This window comes from Neisseria subflava (assembly GCF_003044935.1).
Taxonomy (GTDB): Bacteria; Pseudomonadota; Gammaproteobacteria; order Burkholderiales; family Neisseriaceae; genus Neisseria; species Neisseria subflava_E.
Genome location: NZ_POXP01000002.1, coordinates 318,972 through 335,066 on the forward strand (window position 1 = coordinate 318,972; position 16,095 = coordinate 335,066).

Genomic DNA, 16,095 nt, shown 5'->3' on the forward strand with positions numbered 1-16,095 from the left:
ACTAGGTCTTCAGTATACCCAAGCCCTATATAAACACTATCCCTTCGTTTTAATGATGAAACTTTTTATTTCGAAATATGTCTATCCCTACATTCACTTGAAAAAAGATTCAATACCTTATAAATTTATAAAAAGATAGTAATTATCATCATATTTTAAAGGAATGATTCATGAGATTTACGCAACTTTCTGCTTTGGTTGCCGCCGCCGCTTTATCAGTCGGCTCCGTATCCGCTTTTGCCAAACCCGTTCAGCTGACCGATATCCTCGGCCGTAAGGTAACTGTCGACCTGCCTGCCAAGCGCGTGGTGTTGGGCTTCTACTACCAAGACTACATGGCCATCGGCGGCAAAACCGCGCTGGACAACGTCGTTGGTTTTTCCAAAGCAGTTTGGGCCGACTGGGCACCACCAAGCTGGGCGGCATTCAGCAAAGCCGTGCCTAAACTGAATCAGCTGACCGACGTGGGCGAAGTGGAAGTCGGCACTTTCTCGATTGAGAAAGTATTGGCGCTGAAACCCGATTTGCTGGTTTTGGCCGAATGGCAATACAAGGCTTTGGGTTCCGATCTCGACCGCATCAACAAAGCCGGCATCCCCATCGTCGTGTTGGACTACAACGCGCAAACAGTGGCCAAACACGTTCAATCGACCAAGCTCATCGGCACGCTGACCGGCCAGCAGCAAAAAGCCGACAAACTGGCGGCAGACTACAAACGCGTTGCCGACACCATCCAGGCGCGCGTGAAAAAAGCCAACCTGCCCAAGCCTAAAGTCTATATCGAGTTCGGCAACAAAGGCCCTGCCGAACACAGCGTTACCTTCGGCAAGAGCATGTGGGGTTCGATGGCGACACTGGTCGGCGGCAACAATATCGCCGCTTCTTCGGTCGAATTCTACGGCCCGATCAATCCTGAAAAAGTCCTCGCCGCCAAACCCGACGTGATCGTAATTACCGGCCGCGAAACCGAATTGAAGAAAAACCCTGCCGCCATGGTCATGGGCTGGGGCATTCCAAAAGCCGAAGCGGAAAAACGCCTGGCAGGCTTTGCCAAACGCGCCGGCTGGGCAAACCTGCCTGCGATTAAAAACAACCGCCTCTACGCCGCCTACCACGCTAACTCGCGCACGCTGTCCGACAGCGCATCGATTCAGTTTATGGCCAAAGCGATTTATCCGCAGTTGTTTAAGGATTTCAACCCTGAAAAAACCTATTTGGACTTCTACCGCCAAAACCTGCCCGTCGTACCGAACGGCACGTTCTACCTCTATCCGAAAGGACAATAAGGTAATTTAGATTTTCAGACGGCCTTTTAAATCGGAAGGCCGTCTGAAATTTTTGCGGAAGAAAAAGGCAAACCTGTTCTCCCCTTTCACAACACTCTTTTTTAAAGGTTTGAAACATGAATGATTCGGTTGTCGCCGAGATTGTGAAAAACCAGCGCAAGTTGGAAGGCAAGCGTTGGTTGATTGTGTTGATGTTTTTAGTCATCGCAGCGGTCAGTTTCCTATTCGACATCGCCACCGGCCCTGCGATGACGGACACGCTGCCCGTCGGCGAAGTGGTCAATGTTTTGCTGGGCAAACCCGAAGTCGATGAAATGAACCGCCTGATTGTGATGGATTTGCGCCTGCCGATTGCGGTGATGGCCTTGGTGGTCGGCGCGGCTTTAGGTGTCGGCGGTGCGGAAATTCAAACGCTCCTGAACAACCCGATGGCCAGCCCTTATACGCTGGGCTTGGCGGCGGCGGCGGGTTTGGGCGCGTCGGCGGTGATTGCGTTCGGCGGTTTCGGGCTGCCTGAAACGGTCGCCGTTCCCATCGGCGCGTTTGTGATGACCATGCTGGCTTCGGGCATCTTGTTTCTGTTTGCCTCAGCGCGCCGTTTCAACTCGGCGATGTTGGTGCTGGTGGGGATTGCGCTGTTGTTCCTGTTTCAGTCGATTTTGTCGCTGATTCAATTTATCGCCGCGCCTGAGATTTCGCAGCAGATTCTGTTTTGGCTGTTCGGCAGCCTGACCAAGGCGACTTGGGAAACAGTCATCGTTACGGCGGCGGTTACGGCGGTATGCGTGTTTCTGCTTTCGCGCGATGTGTGGAAGCTGACTGCGCTGCGCTTGGGCGAAGAACGCGCCGTCGGGCTGGGCATCAATCTGCAATTTTTGCGTCTGAAAACGCTGGTGTTGGTGGCGGTAATGACGGCGACGGCCATCAGTTTTGTCGGCGTCATCGGCTTTATCGGCTTGGTTGCGCCGCATGTGGCGCGGATTCTTTTGGGCGAAGACCAACGTTTCTTCCTGCCCGGCGCAATGCTGGCAGGGGCGGCGTTTTTATCGGTAGCGAGCGTGTTGTCCAAGGTGATTATCCCGGGCGCGCTGTTTCCGGTGGGGATTGTTACGTCGTTTGTCGGCGTGCCGTTCTTCTTCTGGATTGTATTAACGAAACGATAGGCCGTCTGAAATGTTGAAACTTGAAAACGTACACATCCGGCGCGGCGATTATGTGGTCGCCGACAATATCGATTTGACGCTGGAACAAGGCAAAGTCTATTCCGTGCTCGGCCCCAACGGCACGGGCAAATCCTCGCTGATGAAAACGATTTTCGGCGAAGTGGCGCACAAAGGCACCATCCGCTACGGCGACGAAGTGTTGAGCAAAATCCACCTGCAAAGCTGGCGCAAACGCATAGGCTATATGCCGCAGGACACCGCCGCCGAAGCCTCGCTGACCGCGTTGGAAGTCGTGTTGCTCGGCCGCATGGACGCGCTGCACATGCACGTCGGCGACGAACTGCTGCACGAAGCCGCAAGTATCATGGAGGAGCTGGGCATCGGCCATCTGGCGCACCGCGACGTCATGCGGCTTTCCGGCGGACAGCGGCAGCTCGTCATGTTTGCCCAAGTCATGCTGCGCCGTCCCGAAATCCTGATGCTGGACGAACCAGTCAGCGCGCTGGATATGCACCACCAATTGAACCTCTTGGAGCGCGTGGCGCAATACACGCACGAACACAATCTGGTTACGCTGATGGTGTTGCACGATTTGAGCCTCGCCGCACAGTTTTCAGACGGCGTTATTCTGCTCGGCGAAGGCAAAGTACAGGCGCAGGGCGCGCCGCAGGACGTGTTGCAGGCGGACATGATAGGCAGGCTGTACAAAGTGGACATCGAACTTTTATACGACAGCAAAGGCCTGCCCGTTATTCGCCCGATGCGGCAGAGTGCGTAACTTGACCGCTCCTGAAATGTCGGATTTGAGCATCCGGCCTGCGTTCTCCCTGCAACTTATCCCCTCTCCCGCGGCAGAGGGTTAGGGAGAGGGCGGTAAGCCCAAGGCTTACCTCTTCGACTCATCAGCCCGTCCCATATTTTTTATCCTTAGAAAGGACTCCCCCATGAAAAAATCCCTCTTCCTCCTCATGCTGACCGCTTCCCTTAGCGCATACGCCGCCAACCACGAAATCAAAATGCTCGACAACGGCAAAGACGGCAGCATGGTGTTCGAACCCGGCTACGTCAACGCCAAAGTCGGTGACACCGTAACCTTCAAAGCCGCCAACAAAGGCCACTGGGTGCAAAGCAAAGCCCTGCCCGACGGCGTTGCCGACTTCCTGTCCGAAGACGGCAAAGACTTCACCCTCAAACTCGACAAAGAAGGCGTGTACGTCTATACCTGCCCGCCGCACCGCATGATGAACATGAGCGGCGTGATTCAGGTCGGCAAACCGGTGAACAAAGCCAAAGCGCAAGCCGTTGTCGATGAAATGGAAAACCGCGCCATGCAAAGCAAAGGCCGTCTGAAAAAATACATGGCGCAAGTGAAGTAAACGCGTTTATGCCTGTATTAAAGGCCGTCTGAAACCTTTCAGACGGCCTGTTTCCTTTGCGTAAAACACGCATTAAAGCTATATCTTCCGTTTCAGTTTCCGATAAAATAGGCCTATTCCGACACAAGATCCGTAAGCATGATACGCCGCCTTTACGCCACGCTGTGGCACCTTGCCCCCTTCCTGATCCGCCGCCACCTGCGCCGCCGCGCCCTCAAATCCCCAGCCTATCTCGAGCATTGGGGCGAGCGTTTCGGGCAGGCGTATCCCAATCCCGTGCAACGCCCGATTTGGATACACGCTGTATCCGTCGGCGAAACGCGTGCGGCCGAACCTTTGGTGCAGGCATTGTGCCGTCATTTTCCCGACTCACCGTTTCTGATTACCCAAATGACGCCGACCGGCCGCGCCACCGCACAATCCCTGTTCCCCGATGCGCAATGCCGTTACCTGCCCTACGACAAATCCAAATGGGTCGCCCGATTTTTAGCCGAACACCGCCCCATCTGCGGCATTTTGATGGAAACCGAAATCTGGCCCAACCTGATGCACGGCTGCCAAGAAGCAGGCATTCCCCTCTTTTTGGCCAACGCGCGCCTCTCCGAAAAATCCCAACGCGGCTACCTCAAAATCCGCAAGCTGGTCGAACCTGCCATGCAGACCCTCTCCGGCTGCTTTGCCCAAACCGCCGCCGATGCTGAACGCCTGCACCTCATCGGCGCGTCCAACGTCCACGTCTGCGGCAACACCAAATACGACATCGCGCCCCCCAACGACTCGCGCCCGCTTGCCGCCGCCTTTAAAGAACGCATCGGCGCACGAGCCGTCGTCGTCTGCGCCAGCACGCGCGTGTACAAAGGCACAGACGAAGCCGAGCTGCTCCTCAAAGCATGGCAGGGCTACCGCGGCAATGCCTTGCTGGTCATCGTCCCGCGCCACCCCGAAAATTTTCAGACGGCCTACGATACCGCCAAATCGCTTGGTTATACCGTGCAAAAACGCAGTGACGGACAACCCGTTTCCCCCGATACACGGGTTTGGATAGGCGACAGCATGGGCGAACTTGCCGCCTACTACCTCAGCGCAGACATTGCCTTCGTCGGCGGCAGCCTCGTCGATGCCGGCTGCCAAAACATCATCGAACCCATCTCCTGCCGCGTCCCCACCCTCTTCGGCTACTCCAACTACAACTTCGCCCAAGCCTGCAAAGGCGCAGTCGAAGCCAAAGCCGCCGTCCGCGTAGAAACTGCCGAAGCCTGGTATAGAACCACGCGCCAATATCTCGACGACGAAACGCTGCGTCAACAGCTGATCAGCCACACCGAGCAATTCATTTCGCAACACCAAGGCGCCAGTGCCAAAATTGCCAAAGCGATTGCAGATTGTTTGAATCAGCGTTAAACAATAAAAAACCGCCTGTTCATGACAAACAGGCGGAAACTGAAAAACAGTTTTTTGTTTTCAGCCGTTTAATTGACTAAGAGCAGGAACAGGGTTAAGATAATCCTAATGACTGTTCGCAGTCTCAGCCATGAACGACCCGTGCGAGTGGTATGTTTCATGATTGAAACCATCCTTTCTAGGGCGGTTTCAGCACAAAGCCCCACTGCAATGGGGCTTTTTTGCTACCAGCCCCGCGATAATTACACCCAAACTTCCTAAAATCATTCCAAACAAATTTCCACTAAAAAGGCCGTCAGAAACCCAAAAATTGGGGTTTCTGACGGCCTTTTCTCAACCTACAAACTTAACGTCCTGCTTTCAACACGCGGCGTGCAAACACGAACATACCGAAAACAAAAAACGCCAAGCCAAGCCATTTGGCGGCCGTATCCCAGTTTTCCAGGTTCAGGGCCAAAGGCGCATCCGAACCGCCGTTGGTTACGGAGAAGGCGATGATAAACGCCATAATCACACCAATCAGGCTCTCGCCGACAATCAAACCGGCGGAGAACAGCGTACCGATACGCTCCGCATTTTTCAGACGGCCTTCACGGTTTTCTTGACGGCGGGCGATGACGGATTTCAACACAGCCGCCAATACCGCGCCGATCACAATCGGCATATTCACAGACGGTGGCAGGTAAATACCCATGCCCACGGCCAATACTGGCAAAGCACGCTTGCCGCCGGAGGATTTGCGCAATGTGAAATCGACCGCAATCAACGCCACACCAATGGCCACGCCGGTGAAAATATAATCCCATTGCAGATTGTGCGAGAAAATACCTTGGGCGATGGTAGTCATCAAAGTTGCCTGAGGCGCGGCAAGTGCTTGGGCCGCATCCATGCCTTCACGCGGCATTGCGCCGGTAAAGCCGTAGGCTTCATACAAAAGCTCCAACACAGGCGAAATCACCAATGCACCGACAACGCAGCCGATAATCAGCGCAACCTGCTGTTTCCAAGGCGTCGCTTTGACCAGATAACCCGTTTTCAAATCCTGCAGGTTGTCATTGGAGATCGAAGCCACACAAATCACAGATGCGCCGCAAAACAGCGTCAATGCCAGCAGGAATTTGCGGTTTGCCTCATCAACCATCAAGCCGCCGGATTCGCCGACCAACAGCAACACCAGCGAAATAATGACGATAGAGACGATGCCCACACCCGAAATCGGGCTGGAAGACGAACCGACCAAACCGGCCATATAACCGCAAGCCGCGGCCACCAAAAAGCCGATAATCGAAGCCAGCAGCGTACATACAACCACCAACAGCCAAGCCAAACCGCCGGAAATATGCGAGTCGCCGATAAAGTGGAAGAAAGACACGCCCAACACCAGCATCATCGCCAACACCCAGGCAATCATCGCCTTAGGCGACAAATCCTGTTCCGTGCGTTCGGTCATCTGCGCACCGCCGAAATTGCGGAAAGACAGGCGCATACCCTCGACCATCGGTTTCATCAAAGTCAACAGCGTCCAAATAGCCGCAATACCGATCGTACCCGCGCCGATAAAACGGACTTTTTCCTTCCACAAAGACATCGCAAAAGGAATCATCTCCATATCGGCAGGTTGCGGAATATGCGCCGACAGATAAGGCACGGCCACACCCCAGGCAATCGAGATACCCAGCAAAATCGCGATACCGCCGGTCAGGCCGACCAAATAACCCGCGCCCAACAAAGCCAGCGAAAAGCCCATCGGCACTTGGAACACCGACGCGCCGCCTTTAAACCAAAAGCTCGCGCTGTCCGCCACCACGCGCAAACCGCTTGCACAGAAGCTCATCAAACCAGCCAATGCGCCGCCCGACACCAATTCCTTGATACCGCTGCCGCCTTCCTGCTGGTCCGCATCATGGTCGCCAACCTTCAAAATCTCAGCCGCCGCCACGCCTTCCGGATAAGGCAAATCGCTCTTCACCACCATCGCATAACGCAAAGGCACAGTGAAAATCACGCCCAAAATACCGCCGGACATACACAGCAGCGTAGTCTGCCAAAACGGGAAGCCCGCCCAATAACCGGCCATCAGCAAACCCGGCAAAATAAAAATAATACTGGAGAGCGTACCCGCAGCCGAAGCCTGAGTCTGCACCATATTATTTTCCAGAATATTGCTGCCTTTAAAAAACTTCAAAACCGCCATCGAAATCACCGCAGCCGGAATCGAAGACGCAAAAGTCAGGCCCACCTTCAAGCCCAAATACACATTGGATGCCGTAAAAATCACCGTAATCAACGCGCCGAGTATCATCCCCCGCAGCGTCAGTTCACGGAAACTCGCATAAGGATCAACCGCCTGTTTCATAAAAATATTCCTGTATCAGGTAAACAATCAAATCAAAACTTTTCAGACGGCCTTTTGATACATCCATCAGGCCGTCTGAAAAGCCTCTCTCTTACCATTTTAATGAACTATCCGACTACACGCAAAAGCCCTATTTATTTTCATTTGACGCCAAACCATAAAATCATATCGATACAGACGTTTGGGGCAGTTTGACGGTTTCAGGTAAAATAACGCCAAATTCATCAACCGTTCAGAAAGCCGCCGCCATGTATTCACTCGTCCGCCCCATCCTGTTCCGTTTCGATGCAGAAAAGGCCCATCATTTCACGCTCAACAGTTTGCGTTCCATCGAGAAACTCGGCCTGCTGCCCAAAGTGGACAGCCACACCCGACCAACCGAGCTGATGGGTTTGCAGCTGCCCAATCCGGTCGGCTTGGCGGCAGGGTTGGATAAAAACGGCGAGTGTATCGATGCGTTTGCCGCTTTGGGTTTCGGCTTTGTCGAAATCGGCACGGTCACGCCCAAGCCGCAGCCGGGCAATCCGCAGCCGCGCCTTTTCCGCGTTCCCGAACACCAAGGCATCATCAACCGCATGGGTTTCAACAACCACGGCATCGACGCGATGATCCGCAACATTGAAAACAGCCGCTTTAAAGGCATTTTGGGCATAAACATCGGCAAAAATGCCGTTACGCCGATTGAAAACGCGGCCGACGATTATCTGATTTGTTTGGAAAAAGCCTACGCCCACGCGAGCTACATCACGGTCAATATTTCCTCCCCCAATACGAAAAACCTGCGCGTCTTGCAAGGCGGCGACGAGTTGAGCGCATTGTTGGAAGCCTTGAAAAACAAACAGGCGCAACTGGCGGCCGCGCATGGCAAATATGTGCCGCTGGCAGTCAAAATCGCGCCGGATTTGGACGAAGCGCAAATCGACGACATCGCCCATGTGGTCAAATCCGTAGAGATGGACGGTATCATCGCCACCAACACGACCATCGACAAATCAAGCTTGGGCAGCCATCCGCTTGCAGACGAACAAGGCGGCTTGAGCGGCTTGCCCGTACGCGAGAAAAGCAATCAGGTGTTGAAACTTTTGGCGGAACGCATTGACGGCAAGCTGCCGATTATCGGCGTCGGCGGCATTATGACCGGCGCGGACGCGGCAGAAAAAATCCGCTTGGGCGCCAGTGCGGTTCAGGTGTACAGCGGTTTGATTTATCGCGGCCCCGAATTGATTAAAGAGTGTTTGGCTGCGTTGAAATAATACTTTTCCAAAAACAAGGCCGTCTGAAATCTTTCAGACGGCCTTTTGATATGCTTTCATTCTTCAAACAGATTGCCTTGTGCCAATAAGGTTTTGACCGGTGCGAAATCGCGGCGGTGTTCCGGCAATACGCCGTATTGTTTCAATGCAGCCAAATGTTGAGCCGTGCCGTAGCCTTTGTGACGGTCAAACCCGTATTGCGGATAGCGTTTTGCCAATTCATACATTTCCGCATCACGCGCGGTTTTGGCCAAAACCGAAGCGGCGGAAATCTCGATGATTTTGCTGTCGCCTTTGACCACGGCTTCGGCAGGGACATTCAAATCTTTCGGCACGCGGTTGCCGTCTATCCACACTTTGTCGGGTACGACCGACAGCCCCTCGACTGCGCGCTTCATCGCGGCCATGGTTGCGTGCAGGATGTTCAGTTGCAGGATTTCATCAGGATCGGCAAAGGCAATGCTCCACGCAACCGCCTGCTCCTTAATCATCTGCGCCAACATATCGCGCTTTTTTTCGCTCAGCTTTTTTGAGTCGGTCAAACCCGGCAGGTCAAAATGTTCCGGCAAAATCACTGCCGCCGCAAATACGCTGCCGACCAAAGGGCCTCGTCCCGCTTCGTCCACGCCTGCGCTTAAAACCGTCGCCATTTCTTCACCGCCTGTCTGATTCAAAGCCGCCATTATATCTGCTTGCGGCAGAGAAATTCTGCAATAGTTCAAACCGTTGGAGAGCAGTTCAAATTTCATCTGCTTTACCAATCAGTTATAATTTACATCCCCACATACCGATACGTCTTACAACATGCCTGCCCAATCCGAACGCCTCCATTTTTCCGAACGCTGGCTCAACGCCTACGAACGCTACCGCTATCGCCGCCATATCCACGCCTTCCGCCTCAGCTTGGCAATCATGTTCTCCACCCTGTTGGCCAAAGTCTTCCACCTGCAACACGGCGAGTGGATCGGCATGACCGTCTTTGTCGTCCTCGGCATGCTGCAATTCCAAGGCGCGATTTACTCCAAAGCGGTCGAACGCATGCTCGGCACGGCCATCGGTTTGGGCGTTGGTTTGGCCGTTTTATGGTTGAACCAGCATTATTTGCAAGACGGCGTTTTCTTCTATCTGATTATCGGTGTCGCCAGCGCAGTGGCCGGTTGGTCGGCAGTCGGCAAAAACGGCTATGTCGCCATGCTTGCCGGTTTGACCATGTGCATGCTCATCGGCGACAGCAGCCACCACTGGCTCGACAGCGGCCTGATGCGCGCCATGAACGTTTTGATTGGTGCCGCCATCGCCATTTCTGCCGCCAAACTCCTGCCCCTGCGCTCCACACTCATGTGGCGCTTCATGCTTGCCGACAACCTCACCGACTGCGCCAAAATGATTGCCGAAATCAGCAACGGCAAACGCATGACGCGCGAGCGTTTGGAACAAAACATGATTAAAATGCGCCAAATCAACGCTCGCATGGTCAAAAGCCGCAGCCATCTGGCCGCCACATCCGGCGAAAGCCACATCAGCAACAATATGATGGAAGCCATGCAGCATGCCCACCGCAAAATCGTCAACACCACCGAGCTGCTCCTAACCACCGCCGCCAAACTTCGCGCGCCCACGCTCAACGAAAGCGAAATCCGCCTGCTCGACCGCCACTTCAACCAACTCCAACGCGAGCTTCGGCTGACCGTCCGCCTCATCAAAGGCCATTACGCCCGCCGCATCCGCATCGATACTTCGCTCAATACCGAACTAAGCAAACCAGCCGCCCGCCTGCATTACGACTGGCAAGGCTTCCTCTGGCTCAGCACCAATATGCGCAACGAAATCGCCGCATTGGTGATCCTGTTGCAACGTTCGCGCAATAAATGGTTGGACAAAAAAGAGTTGCAACGCCTGAAAGAACACCTGCGCAACGACAACAAGCCCAAATCGTAAGAGGCCGTCTGAAAAAAGGCCTGTCGTATTTTTACCCAAACCCCACCGCAAGACAGCAAAAGGCCGTCTGAAACCCAATGGTTCAGACGGCCTTTCCATCAATTCATCCGCAATTCGCAATAAATGCCGCATAAAGCAAAATCCCCTGCGATTGCAGGGGATTTTTATATTTGGTTGCGGGAGCAGGATTCGAACCTACGACCTTCGGGTTATGAGCCCGACGAGCTACCATGCTGCTCCATCCCGCGTCAGAAGTTGTAACTATACGGAAAGACGGAATCGCTGTCAAGCGTTTTTGACAGAAAATATCCAAACGTTGCTTTACAAAAAACCATCCGCATGGTTTAATTTTTCGTTAATAAAGAAACAGGGGTGCTGCTTTCAAACCGAGCGGCTGAGAAATACCCTTTACACCCGAACAGGATAATACCTGCGTGGGGAGTTTCGGCAAATGTGATTTTAGATGGTTGATTGAAGATATCCACAAGGCCGTCTGAAAAAAAGCAATGCTCCTGTTTCCATTTCATAACCGAGAAACAGGAGCAATTTTTTATGACTACCGCTAAAAAAACCGGCGATGAGGCGCGCCGTCTTTCCGACTTGAGCGAAGACATCGGCATCCGCTTCCAATATCCCAATTCCGACCGCGTCTATATCCCGGGCAGCCGCACCGACATCCGCGTGCCTTTGCGCGAAATCCGTCAGGACGACACCTACACAGCGCAAGGTACGGAAGCTAATCCGCCAATTCCGGTGTACGACACCAGCGGCGCATACGGCGATCCGGCAGCACACATCGACCTGAAACAGGGTTTGCCGCACGTCCGCACTGCATGGCTGGACGAACGCGGCGATACCGAAATCCTGCCCAAACTCTCCAGCGAATACGGCACTGAACGCGCGCACGATCCGAAAACCGCCCATCTGCGCTTCAACCAAATCACCCGTCCGCGCCGCGCCAAAGCAGGTCGCAACGTAACCCAGCTCCACTACGCCCGCCAAGGCATCATTACGCCCGAAATGGAGTTTGTCGCCATACGCGAACGCATGAAGCTGGACGAGCTTTTCAGACGGCCTGAATACGCCAAGCTCTTGAAACAACACGCAGGGCAAAGTTTCGGCGCGAATATCCCGACCCATCCCGACCAAATCACGCCCGAATTTGTGCGCCAAGAAATCGCCGCCGGACGCGCGATCATCCCTGCCAACATCAACCATCCCGAACTCGAACCGATGATTATCGGCCGCAACTTCCGTGTCAAAATCAACGGCAACTTGGGCAACTCCGCCGTCACTTCCAGCCTGACCGAAGAAGTCGAAAAAATGGTGTGGTCGCTGCGTTGGGGCGCAGACACGATTATGGACTTATCCACAGGCGCACACATCCACGAAACGCGCGAATGGATTATCCGCAACGCGCCCGTCCCCATCGGCACCGTGCCGATTTACCAAGCGTTGGAAAAAACCGGCGGCATCGCCGAAGACCTGACTTGGGATTTGGTGCGCGACACCTTAATCGAGCAGGCAGAACAAGGCGTGGACTATTTCACCCTGCACGCAGGCGTATTGCTGCGCTATGTACCGATGACGGCCGATCGCCTCACAGGCATCGTATCGCGCGGCGGCTCCATTATGGCGAAATGGTGCCTTGCCCATCATCAGGAAAACTTCCTCTACACACATTTCGACGAAATCTGCGAAATCATGAAAGCCTACGACGTGTCGTTCAGCCTCGGCGACGGCCTGCGCCCCGGCTGTATTGCCGATGCCAACGACGAATCCCAATTCGCCGAGCTGCACACCTTGGGCGAATTGACTGCCAAAGCATGGGAACACGACGTACAAGTCATGATCGAAGGCCCGGGCCATGTACCGTTGCAACGCGTGAAAGAAAACATGACCGAAGAGCTACAACATTGCTTTGAAGCGCCTTTCTACACCCTCGGCCCACTCGTTACCGACATCGCCCCCGGCTACGACCACATCACCTCGGGCATAGGCGCAACCAATATCGGCTGGTACGGCACAGCCATGCTCTGCTACGTTACCCCGAAAGAGCATCTCGGCCTGCCCGACAAAGAAGATGTGCGCACCGGCATCATTACCTACAAACTTGCCGCCCACGCCGCTGACCTCGCCAAAGGCTGGCCGGGCGCACAATTACGCGACAATGCCCTAAGCAAAGCGCGTTTCGAATTCCGCTGGCGTGACCAATTCCGCCTCAGCCTCGACCCCGAACGCGCCGAGAGCTTCCACGATGAAACCCTGCCCGCCGAAGGCGCAAAAATTGCCCACTTCTGCTCGATGTGCGGCCCCAAATTCTGCTCGATGAAAATCACGCAGGAAGTGCGCGACTACGCCGACAAGCAAAAAGCCCAACGGCAGGGTATGGAGGAAAAATCAATTGAGTTTGTCAAAAAAGGAGCGAAGCTTTACAGTTAAAACGTAAAGCAAAAAAGGCCGTCTGAAAATGTTTCAGACGGCCTTTTTAGTGATTAGTCTTTAAGCCAAGCTATACGCCCTCCAGCTGCTTATTTTTCCACTCTCCGGAAATGGTGCGGACGGAAGCCGAGCGCGGCGAGGGAAACAAAGTAGAGGCCGCCGCCCAAGGTAATCAGGATGCAGAGTTGTCCTGCTTTTTTAAAGCCGCCGACGTGTACCCATTCAAACGGCAGATAATATTGCGCCAGCCACAAACCGCCGCCCATGACGACCAAAGAGATGGCCATTTTAACTAAAAACGCTGCCCAACCTTTGCCGGGGCGGTAGATGCCGTGTTTGCGCAAAAGGAAAAACAGCAAGCCTGCATTCAGACACGCGCCCAAACCAATAGCGAGGGACAGACCGACGTGTTTGAGCGGCGAAATGAAGGCAAGGTTCATCAACTGCGTGCAAATCAGCGTGAAAATAGCGACCTTAACGGGGGTTTTGATGTTTTGGCGCGCGTAGAAGCCGGGAGCCAATACTTTAATCATAATCAGACCGATCAAGCCGAAGGAATAGGCAATCAGCGCATATTGGGTCATTTGCGCGTCGTGCAGCGTAAATTCACGGTACATGAACAAGGTCGTAACCAGAGGGAAAGACAACACAGCAAGGCCGACGGCGGCAGGCAGGGTCAGCAGCATACACAAGCGCAAACCCCAGTCGAGCAGGCCGGAAAACTGCTCGGTATCCTGACTGGCGGCGTGTTTGGACAAGGTAGGCAGCAAGATTGTACCGAGTGCCACACCCAAAACGCCGGTCGGCAATTCCATCAGCCTGTCGGCGTAATACATCCACGACACGCTGCCGGACTGCAAAAACGAGGCAAAAATGGTGTTGATAACCAAGGAAATCTGCGCCACGCTCACGCCCAAAATAGCCGGCCCCATCTGTTTCATTACGCGGTTGACCGCCGCATCTTTAAAGCTGAGTTTGGGCATTTTCAAGAAGCCCAGTTTCGCCAACCAAGGCAGTTGGAACACCAGCTGCAACACGCCGCCGACAAATACCGCCCACGCCAACGCCATAACAGGCGGATCAAAATACGGTATGAAAAACAGGGAAAAGACGATAAAGGAGATGTTCAAAAATGTCGGCGTAAAGGCGGGAATGCCGAATTTATGATAGGAATTAAGTATCGAGCCTACAAAAGAGGATAGTGAAATCAAAAAGATATAAGGGAACGTCACCCGCAGCAGGTCGATGGAAAGCTGAAACTTATCGGCATCTTTGGCAAAACCGGGCGCGGAAACATAAATTACCCACGGCGCGGCAAGTATACCCAGCGCGGTAACGATGACCAACACAAACGACAACATACCGGCCACATGACGCACAAACGCCTGCGTGGCTTCAGGAGAGCGGGTTTCTTTGTATTCCGCCAAAATCGGCACGAAGGCTTGGGCAAACGCGCCCTCTGCGAACACGCGCCGCAAAAGATTAGGCAGTTTGAACGCGACAAAAAACGCATCCGTCGCCATGCCTGCACCAAACGCACGGGCGATAATCGTATCGCGCACAAAGCCCAAAATGCGCGACACCATCGTCAGGCTGCCAACCTTGGCCAATGCTCCCAATAAATTCATGTATTTTCCTTACTTGTCTTTCAGGCCATCTGAAAATCCGGCTTCTTCCAATACTGCCGCCGCCGCCAATGCCGCCGTATCTTTTTTCAACAGCAGATGCAAGGCGTGGAAATCCTGTTCCAACGCGGCTACGGCTTCAGGGCAGTCATACCAGTCTGCCACGGCCTGCGCCAGTTTTTCAGGGACGGCGTCGTGTTGCAGCAACTCGGGAACGGCGGCTTTACCCAACAAAATATTGGGCAGACCGACATGCGGCACTTTGATTTTGTTTTTCACATACGCATAAGTCAGCGGCGAAATTTTGTAGCTGATGACCATAGGCCGTTTACACAAGGCCACTTCCAAAGTCGCCGTACCGCTGGTGACCAATACCACGTCGGCAGCGGTGCAAACCGTATCCGACTGCTTGTCGGTCAGCGTGATGGGAAGGGCGGCGAATTCAGGCTGCGCCAAAATTTCGCTAATGCGTTTGCGCGTTGCGGCCGTTGCCACAGGCAGTAAAAACCGTGCCTGCGGATAACGTTTCAGCAGCAATAAGGCCGTCTGAAAAAACACCGCCGCCATGTAATCGATTTCGCTCACACGGCTGCCGGGCAATATGGCAAACACGGGCACGTCCGCAGGCACGCCCAGCTTCTGCCGCGCCGCCGCCCTATCCGCTTCCACCGGCATGGTTTGCGCCATCGGATGGCCGACAAACTCGGCCTTGCCTCCGGCATCGATATAAAGCTGGGGCTCCATCGGAAACAGGCACAACACGCGGTTGACCTGATGTACGATTTTATTGACTCGTTCGCGCCGCCACGCCCACACCGATGGGCTGACGTAATGAATGGTATGAATGCCTGCCTGCTTGAGTTTTTCCGCCACGCCGAGATTGAAGTCCGGCGCATCGATGCCGATAAACACATCCGGCTTGAGGCGGATTAAATCGCTCACCAGCCCTTTGCGGATTTTCAAAATCTGCGGCAGGCGTTTGATAACTTCAACAAAACCGCGCACCGCCAGCTTTTCCTGATCGTACAAACTCTCGAAACCCTCCGCCTTCATACGCTCGCCTCCGATGCCGGTAAACCGCGCATTCGGGCAACGCGCCTTAATGGCACGGATTAAGTGTGCGCCGAGCAAGTCGCCGGAAGCTTCGCCGACGCTGATGGCGATAAGGGGGGAAGGATTGGGATTCATGTGTTAAGGTTCGGAAGCTAAAAGATTTTGGGGCGGTTATTTGTCCGCCCATTTTCAGACGGCATCG

At 54.0% G+C, this 16,095-nt stretch carries 12 protein-coding genes, 1 tRNA gene and 1 riboswitch; of the genes, 8 read left to right on the plus strand and 5 right to left on the minus strand.

Going from position 1 to position 16,095, the window contains the following annotated elements:
• Nucleotides 1-170 precede the first annotated feature (170 nt).
• From DBY95_RS07155 to waaA, 5 genes are all read left to right on the plus strand, one after another.
• A complete protein-coding gene (locus tag DBY95_RS07155; protein ID WP_107723865.1) occupies nucleotides 171-1,286 on the plus strand; it encodes an ABC transporter substrate-binding protein in 1,116 nt (371 codons plus the stop codon).
• A gap of 116 nt (nucleotides 1,287-1,402) precedes the next feature.
• On the plus strand, nucleotides 1,403-2,449 hold the full coding sequence (locus DBY95_RS07160) for a FecCD family ABC transporter permease (RefSeq protein WP_049332949.1): 1,047 nt from the start codon (nucleotides 1,403-1,405) through the stop codon (nucleotides 2,447-2,449).
• A 10-nt stretch (nucleotides 2,450-2,459) separates the two neighbouring features.
• The gene (locus tag DBY95_RS07165) at nucleotides 2,460-3,227 is read left to right on the plus strand and encodes an ABC transporter ATP-binding protein (protein ID WP_107723866.1); all 768 of its coding nucleotides are present in this window, start codon (nucleotides 2,460-2,462) and stop codon (nucleotides 3,225-3,227) included.
• Nucleotides 3,228-3,393: 166 nt separating this feature from the next.
• A complete protein-coding gene (locus tag DBY95_RS07170) occupies nucleotides 3,394-3,825 on the plus strand; it encodes a plastocyanin/azurin family copper-binding protein (RefSeq protein ID WP_107723867.1) in 432 nt (143 codons plus the stop codon).
• A 138-nt stretch (nucleotides 3,826-3,963) separates the two neighbouring features.
• Nucleotides 3,964-5,226, plus strand: a complete 1,263-nt coding sequence (waaA, locus tag DBY95_RS07175; RefSeq protein WP_107723868.1) for a lipid IV(A) 3-deoxy-D-manno-octulosonic acid transferase — start codon at nucleotides 3,964-3,966, stop codon at nucleotides 5,224-5,226.
• Between the two features lie 346 nt (nucleotides 5,227-5,572).
• Here the strand turns inward: waaA and DBY95_RS07180 are convergent, their stop codons facing one another.
• Nucleotides 5,573-7,582 (minus strand): OPT family oligopeptide transporter, encoded by a 2,010-nt coding sequence (locus DBY95_RS07180; RefSeq protein WP_107723869.1) that lies wholly within the window; start codon nucleotides 7,580-7,582, stop codon nucleotides 5,573-5,575.
• A gap of 248 nt (nucleotides 7,583-7,830) precedes the next feature.
• Here DBY95_RS07180 and DBY95_RS07185 point away from each other — a divergent pair, with 248 nt between their 5' ends.
• On the plus strand, nucleotides 7,831-8,835 hold the full coding sequence (locus DBY95_RS07185; protein WP_107723870.1) for a quinone-dependent dihydroorotate dehydrogenase: 1,005 nt from the start codon (nucleotides 7,831-7,833) through the stop codon (nucleotides 8,833-8,835).
• Nucleotides 8,836-8,891: 56 nt separating this feature from the next.
• Here DBY95_RS07185 and rnhB read toward each other — a convergent pair whose 3' ends face one another.
• Complete coding sequence (gene rnhB / locus DBY95_RS07190) at nucleotides 8,892-9,485, minus strand: ribonuclease HII (RefSeq protein WP_063068644.1); 594 nt, start codon at nucleotides 9,483-9,485, stop codon at nucleotides 8,892-8,894.
• A 154-nt stretch (nucleotides 9,486-9,639) separates the two neighbouring features.
• Between rnhB and DBY95_RS07195 the strand changes: the two genes are divergently transcribed.
• The gene (locus DBY95_RS07195; RefSeq protein WP_107723871.1) at nucleotides 9,640-10,773 is read left to right on the plus strand and encodes an FUSC family protein; all 1,134 of its coding nucleotides are present in this window, start codon (nucleotides 9,640-9,642) and stop codon (nucleotides 10,771-10,773) included.
• A gap of 171 nt (nucleotides 10,774-10,944) precedes the next feature.
• Here the strand turns inward: DBY95_RS07195 and DBY95_RS07200 are convergent.
• A tRNA-Met gene (locus tag DBY95_RS07200) sits at nucleotides 10,945-11,021 on the minus strand.
• Between the two features lie 110 nt (nucleotides 11,022-11,131).
• Nucleotides 11,132-11,231: riboswitch (TPP riboswitch) on the plus strand.
• A gap of 94 nt (nucleotides 11,232-11,325) precedes the next feature.
• Between DBY95_RS07200 and thiC the strand changes: the two genes are divergently transcribed.
• Nucleotides 11,326-13,215, plus strand: a complete 1,890-nt coding sequence (thiC, locus tag DBY95_RS07205; protein ID WP_107723872.1) for a phosphomethylpyrimidine synthase ThiC — start codon at nucleotides 11,326-11,328, stop codon at nucleotides 13,213-13,215.
• An 89-nt stretch (nucleotides 13,216-13,304) separates the two neighbouring features.
• Here thiC and murJ read toward each other — a convergent pair whose 3' ends face one another.
• Together murJ and lpxB are read right to left on the minus strand one after the other, a co-directional pair.
• Nucleotides 13,305-14,843: a murein biosynthesis integral membrane protein MurJ gene (gene murJ / locus DBY95_RS07210; RefSeq protein ID WP_107723873.1), complete on the minus strand. Its 1,539-nt coding sequence runs from the start codon at nucleotides 14,841-14,843 to the stop codon at nucleotides 13,305-13,307.
• A 9-nt stretch (nucleotides 14,844-14,852) separates the two neighbouring features.
• A complete protein-coding gene (lpxB, locus tag DBY95_RS07215) occupies nucleotides 14,853-16,028 on the minus strand; it encodes a lipid-A-disaccharide synthase (protein ID WP_107723874.1) in 1,176 nt (391 codons plus the stop codon).
• Between the last annotated feature and the right edge of the window lie 67 nt (nucleotides 16,029-16,095).